The following is a 6,241-nucleotide window of genomic DNA, read 5'->3' as shown; positions in this document are numbered from 1 at the left end:
GCACTTCGCAGCGCAGGGGGTGATCTCGCGGGCGTATGACATCGTCATCGCGGGCGGCGTCGAGTCGATGAGCCGCGTGCCGCTCGGCTCGTCGACGGCGGAGGGGTCGCCGATGTCGCCGACGTTGCGCGAGCGGTATCCCGAGGGCCTCGTGAACCAGGGCGTCTCGGCCGAGTTGATCGCCGATCGCTGGGATCTTTCCCGCGAGATGCTCGACGTCTACGCCGCCGGGTCGCACGCGAGGGCGGCGGATGCTGCCGCCCATGGCCTCTTCGACACTCAGGTCATCCCCGTCCCCACCCCCGAGGGAGTCGTCGCGGCCGACGAGACGGTTCGCCCCGCCACGACCGTCGATGCCCTCGCGGCGCTGCCGTCCGCGTTCCGCACCGACGCCATGGCGGAGCGCTTCCCCGACCTCGACTGGCGTATCACCGCGGGTTCGTCCTCGCCGCTCACCGACGGCGCGTCCGCGGTGCTGATCATGGGCGACGACGTCGCCGCGAGCCTCGGGCTGCGCCCGCGCGCCCGGTTCCACTCGTTCGCCGTCGTCGGTGATGACCCGCTCATGATGCTGACCGGCCCGATCCCCGCAACCCGCCGCATCCTGCACCGCGCCGGCCTTTCGATCGGCGACATCGATGCCTTCGAGGTCAACGAGGCGTTCGCATCGGTGCCGCTCGCGTGGGCCGCGGACGTGGGGGCGGATGCTGCGCGCCTGAACTCCTGGGGAGGCGCCATCGCCCTCGGGCATGCACTCGGGTCGTCCGGTACGCGCCTTCTCGGGACGCTGCTCGCGCGGCTCGAGCACAGCAGCGGACGCCTCGGCCTGCAGACGATGTGCGAGGGTGGCGGGCTCGCGAACGCGACGCTCATCGAGCGGCTGTAGCGCAGCATCCCGCGGTGTGATGTGGCCGCCGGTGTGGCTGCCCGACTCGGTGCATGCGTGGTACTCGCCTGTCGCCTGTTGTGGGTGTGGATGCGGCCGACCCGCATTTTGCGACAGCTGAATGCCGGGGGTTCGCGGGGCTGCGCCCCTCGGTGCTCGCCTGTCGCTTGTTGCGGGTGTGGATGCGGCCGACCCGCATTTTGCGACAGCCGAGCATCGCGAGCCCGGCCCCCCGGGCCCGCCCGCCGCCCCATCGGCGCCGCCAGCGCACGCAGTGCGGCCCCCGACGCGAACGCCGGGGGCCGCAGTGCGTGCACGCGGGTTACTCGACGAGCGAGCCCCGGCGCCGCAGTGCGAACAGCAGCCCGCCGGCGACGAGCAGGAACGCCCCGCCGAGGGCGAGCCCCAGCGGCAGCTGCGAGCCGGTGACCGCGAGCTGACCCTCGGCCACGACGGTCACGCCGATGCGAATCGGTTCGAGGCCCGCCGACGTGATCTCGAGCGTGTGCGCGCCGAGCGTCAGGTTCGCCGGGATCTGCACCGCGAACGACACCCGGCCCGTCGCGTCGGCGGCGGGGATGCCCGAGATGACGATCGGGTCGCTGTAGAGCGTCGCGCCGATGACCTGACCGGGCTCGAGGCCCGAGACCGTCACGTTCAGCGTCCCGCCCTGCTCGACCTGGCCCGAGCCGACGCTCACCTGTGCCCAGTCCGTGCCGGTCGAGGGCAGCGAAGGCGAGGGCGAAGGCGACGGGGTGGTCGCGGCGACCGCGCGGCCGAGGGGTGCGGGGTCGACGACCTCGAACTCCTCGAAGTACGCCACCGACGCCGACAGGTCGACCTGGCCGGTGTCGGTGCGGTCGGTGCCCGCGGCGAAGGTGACGAAGTTGTCGCCACCCGCGGCCAGGAACGAGTTGGTCACGACCGTGACCTCATCACCCGCGGCGATGGGCGTGCCATCGAGCGACATCGACAGGATGCGCGAACCGGATGCTGCCGCCTCGTCGTACTCGTAGGTGAATCCCTCCGAGACACCGAGGTGCAGCTTGGGGCGCGACGAGCCCGCGGGCTGCCACTGCTCCTCGAGCACCTGCTTCAGCTGCGCACCCGTAAGGGTCACCGTGACGAGCGTGTTCGCGAACGGCTGCACGTTGGCGACGTCGCGATAGGTCATCGTGCCATCCTCGCCGTAGAGCAGGTCGGCGCGCAGACCGCCCGGGTTCATGATGCCGATGACGGCGGGCTCGCCCGCGTAGTCGTCGTTCGACGTCGCCCAGAGGTACATGTCGGCGACGAGGTTGCCGAGCGTGGACTCGACGCCCCGGTCGTCTCCGGGAGGCGTGCCACCGCGCAGGATGTCGGCGCTGATTGCTCCGACCTCTACGGCGCCCTCCTCCTCGGCCACGGCCGCGGCCTCGTCGACGATGGCCTGCACCGTCGGGTCGGCCTCGAACAGCGGCATCTCGTCGTCGCCGACGAGCGGCACGAGCGACGCGTCGATCGAGACGAGCTCGAGCGTCTCGGAGTCGACCGAGATGTCGAGCTTGCCGAGTGTCGTGCCGTACTGGTGCGCCTGGATCACCGGACGCTCCGTGCCCGCGACGCCGTCGACGGGCACCTCGCACGCGTACGACTGGTGCGTGTGACCCGAGACGATCGCGTCGATGTCGGCCGAGGCGCCGTTCACGAGCGCCGCGTAGTCCGAGTCGCCCGAGGCGATCGTCGTGCAGTCCTCGGTGGCCGCGCCGTCGTGGGTGAGCAGCACGATCACGTCGGCAGCATCCCCCTCGACGATCTCGGCGGCGACGCGGTCGGCCGCCTCGAGCTGGTCGCCGAAGGAGATGTCGGCGATTCCGGTCGGCGTGACCATGCCGGCGGTGTCGGGGGTGACGACGCCGATGAAGGCCACGCGTACGCCGTCGACCTCTTCGACCACGTACTCCTCGAGCGCCGGCGTGTCGGTGCCCTTGAGGTAGACGTTCGCGCCGAGGCCGAACGCGATGTCGCCGTAGCGGGGCAGCACCCGGTCGGTCAGGTCGTCGAAGCCGGCGTCGAACTCGTGGTTGCCCACGGCGCCGAGGTCGAGGCCCGCGGCCACGAGCGCGTCGATCGTGGGGTTGTCCTGCTGGATGAACGACGTGAACGTCGACGCGCCGATGTTGTCACCGGCCGATACGAACAGCGTGTTCGGGTTGTCGGCCTCGAACGCGTCGACCGCCCCGGCGATGACCGCAGCTCCCGCTTCGCCGTTTCCGAAGTTGGCCTCGATGCGACCGTGGAAGTCGTTGATCGTCAGCACCTGGATGTCGGTGAGCTCGGGCGCCAGGGCGTCCTCGATCGCGAACAGGGTCGTCGTGCCCGACACCTCGTTGCCCACCGCGAGCAGCGACTCGCCCGTGGCCGAGTCCTCGGCGGCGATGAACGCGATGCTCTCGGGGCCGAGGTCTCCGGCCGCCGCCAGCTCGCCGCCGTCTTCGACCGAGACCGCGAAGTCGCGGTTGTTGATGTAGGTGACGAACTCGGATGCTGCCGGATCGGTGATGTCATAGGCGGCGATGCCGCCGACCCGCTCGAATCCGATGAAGGCGTAGGTGCGCCCGCTCAGCTCGCCGATCGCGACCGTCTCGGGCTCGGGGCCCTTGTCGTCGGAGCGGCCCTCGAGGTTCGACTCCGAGTGGTTGGAGTTGAAGAACTCGGGCGCCGCGGCGTGCGTCACCTCTTCGAACGAGGAACCGGAGTCGAACACGCGCTCGCCGGAGGTGGTCCAGATCGAGAAGGACCGGCCGCCGAAGGCGTAGAGCTCCTCGTAGCAGTCGCCCGCCTCGCTGAGCCCGTTCTCGGTCGTGACGTTGAGGCGGCCGAGGTCGGCGTCTCCGGTGTAGCCGGCCAGCGGGCTCGTCTCACAGACGGGCAGCAGCCCGTCCTCGCCGAGGTCCTTCACACGAGCGCCCTCGACGTACTCACCCCACTCGCGGGCGTCGCCCTCGTTCGCGGTGACGAGGTAGGTCTGCCCACCCGCGGTGTAGGAGGCCATGCCGTCGGGCATGTAGATGCCGTTCAGGCCCTCGAAGGTGCGGAGGCTGAACGAGGGCTCACCCTCGGGGTCGCGGTCGCTCGGGTCGAGCGCCTCGACACCGTGGTCGGTGAAGCCCAGCGACCACAGGTCGGTCACCGTGGCGGTCGCGAGGTCGATCTCGGCGATCGCGTTGGCTTCCTGCAGCGCCGCGTAGGCGGTGCCGCCGTCGGTGACGATGTATTCGGGCTCGAGGTTGCGCGAGACGCGAGTGCTGTCGTCGCCGCCCACGTTCGGCCCGAACACCCGCACGCCCTCGGGCAGGTTCTCGCCCTCGTACGCGCCGAAACCGGCGATGCGCACGGCATCCTGCGTGGGGGCTGCGACCGTGCCGAGCCCCGGCAGTGCGACCACGCCGATCGATCCCTCGGGATCGATGTCGAAGGCCTCGCTCGGCTCGCCCTCGTTCGCGACGACCGCGTACGCGCCGTCGGCCGAGATCGTGACCATGTCGGGCAGCGCCCCCACGGTGACGCTGCCGAGGATCGTGGCTTCGTTCGCGTTCGCGTCGAAGAACACCAGGGTGCCGGCATCCGTCTTCGTCTCGTTCTCGAAGGCGATGACGCCCAGGCCGTCCGCGCGCACCGCGACGGAGTTGGCCACGCCGCTGCTCTCGAGCGAGTACAGCTTCGCGATCGCCGTGGGGTCGGAATAGTCGAGCACGTCGACCGCGCCGGCCTGCGCGTTCACGACGAACAGGCGGTCGCCGTGCGCGACGACGATCTCGGCGGCGGATTCGTCGAACACCCCGGTCTCGAAGGTGCCGAGGGGCGAGAGCGAGAGGGCGGCGCCGTCGGCCGAGTAGGTGATCGGGTCGGCGACGATGTTGGCGGTTGCTGCGGCGACGGGCGTGAGCGCAAGCGCGCACGTCGTCGACACGACGACCGCGGCACCGAGCGCGCGGCGGCGCCAGGGGGTATGCGAAGGCATCTGTGTCCTCGGGTCAGGAGTGGTGGGTGCGGGCGCGAATGCGTCCTCGTCCTGCCTAACCACCGCCGGTGTCAGCCGGGTGAACACGAGGCGAACGGCGTATGCGCACACATGCATCCCTTGCGGCCCCGGGGATTTAGTAGGATGTCCATGTAAATCCACGGTGCCCACCCGGCACTTCGTTGGCCGTGCGTCGATGCCGACGTCCGGCATCCCGTACGCGCCGACGAGGGCGCGGAGGAGGACGACATGACCATCGCTCAGCCCACCCCGATGAGCGTTTCCGCGGCCGCCCACAGCCCCGCGGACGACGACGAGCTCGAAGCGATCCGCCAGGCGGTGCAGGACTTCGCGCGCACGGAGCTCGAGCCCTACGCCGCGCAGTGGGATGCCGATGCCCGCTTTCCGGTCGAGACACTGCGCCGCGCCGGTGATCTCGGCCTCGGTGGCATCTGCATCGCCGAGGACGTCGGCGGCACGGCCCTCAGCCGACGCGCATCGACGGTGATCTTCGAAGAGCTCGCGCAGGGCGATCCCACGATCGCCGCCTACATCTCGATCCACAACATGGTCGCCGGCATGATCGATCGGCACGGTTCGGCGCAGCAGCGGCAGACCTGGCTGCCGCGCCTGGTCGAGATGTCGGCGCTCGGCTCCTACTGCCTGACCGAGCCCGGGGCGGGATCGGATGCCGCGGCGATCACGACCTCGGCGATCCGCGCGGGCGACGAGTACGTGCTGACGGGGGTCAAGCAGTTCATCTCGGGCGCGGGCGTCGCGGCGGTCTACGTCGTGATGGCGCGCACGGGCGAGGCGGGGGCCCGCGGGGTGACCGCCTTCGTCGTGCCCGCCGACACTCCCGGTCTGTCGTTCGGGGCCGAAGAGGAGAAGATGGGCTGGCGCGCGCAGCCGACCCGGCAGGTCGTGCTCGACGAGGTCCGGGTTCCCGCCACCGCCCGGCTCGGCGACGAGGGCGAAGGCTTTCGCATCGCGATGGGCGCGCTCGATCCGGGTCGCCTCGGCATCGCCGCCTGTTCGATCGGCGGCGCGCAGGCGGCGATGGATGCGGCCATCCGCTACGTGCACGAGCGCTTCACCTTCGGCGAGCCGCTGGCCGAACGACAGAGCGTGGCGTTCACGATCGCGGACATGGCCACCGAGCTCGCCGCCGCGCGGGCGCTCGTCGCCGAGGCGGCGACCGCGTTGGACGAGGGGCGCGCCGATGCGGTGATGCGGTGCGCGATGGCCAAGCGCTACGCCACCGATGCGGGATTCCGGGTCGCGAACGAGGCGCTGCAGCTGCACGGTGGATACGGCTACCTGCGCGACTACGGCATCGAGAAGATCGTGCG

3 protein-coding genes are annotated in these 6,241 nt (G+C 70.7%); 2 read left to right on the top strand and 1 reads right to left on the bottom strand.

Features of this window, described 5'->3' with window-relative positions; all coding sequences use genetic code 11:
• On the top strand, positions 1–886 hold an 886-nt coding region (locus DI573_RS13370), incomplete at its 5' end, for a thiolase family protein (protein ID WP_292815261.1).
• Positions 887–1,208: 322 nt separating this feature from the next.
• Here DI573_RS13370 and DI573_RS13365 read toward each other — a convergent pair.
• Positions 1,209–4,889 carry a choice-of-anchor I family protein gene (locus DI573_RS13365; RefSeq protein ID WP_292815258.1) on the bottom strand — a complete coding sequence of 1,227 codons (3,681 nt, stop codon included), beginning with the start codon at positions 4,887–4,889 and terminating at the stop codon, positions 1,209–1,211.
• 273 nt (positions 4,890–5,162) lie between these two features.
• Here DI573_RS13365 and DI573_RS13360 point away from each other — a divergent pair.
• The coding region (locus DI573_RS13360; RefSeq protein WP_292815264.1) for an acyl-CoA dehydrogenase family protein at positions 5,163–6,241 on the top strand (1,079 nt) is incomplete at its 3' end.

The organism is Microbacterium sp. (assembly GCF_003248605.1).
Taxonomy (GTDB): domain Bacteria; phylum Actinomycetota; class Actinomycetes; order Actinomycetales; family Microbacteriaceae; genus Microbacterium.
The sequence above is the reverse complement of the archived record's forward strand: the minus strand, read 5'-3'. Positions and strand labels throughout refer to the sequence as shown.